Source organism: Limosilactobacillus reuteri, from assembly GCF_020785355.1.
In the GTDB taxonomy this organism is placed as follows: Bacteria; Bacillota; Bacilli; order Lactobacillales; family Lactobacillaceae; genus Limosilactobacillus; species Limosilactobacillus reuteri_I.
The window spans coordinates 1-221 of the sequence record NZ_JAJGVH010000042.1; the positions used below are offsets into that span (position 1 = coordinate 1).

The 221-nt window shown below is 45.2% G+C and carries 1 pseudogene; it reads left to right on the forward strand.

The features are described from left to right. Positions 1–221, forward strand: a pseudogene (locus LMB56_RS01460) (hypothetical protein); the annotation flags it as partial.

The window sequence follows — 221 nt, forward strand, 5'->3', positions numbered from 1 at the left end:
TCACTCATTGAGACTGAGTTACTCAAGCTTTCGCTCATCGATACCGAGTTACTCAAACTCTCACTCATGCTTACTGAGTTACTCAAACTTTCGCTCATTGATACCGAGTTGCTGAGGCTTTCGCTCATGCTTACTGAGTTGCTGAGGCTTTCGCTCATTGATACCGAGTTGCTTAAGCTTTCGCTCATACTTACCGAGTTACTGAGGCTTTCGCTCATGCT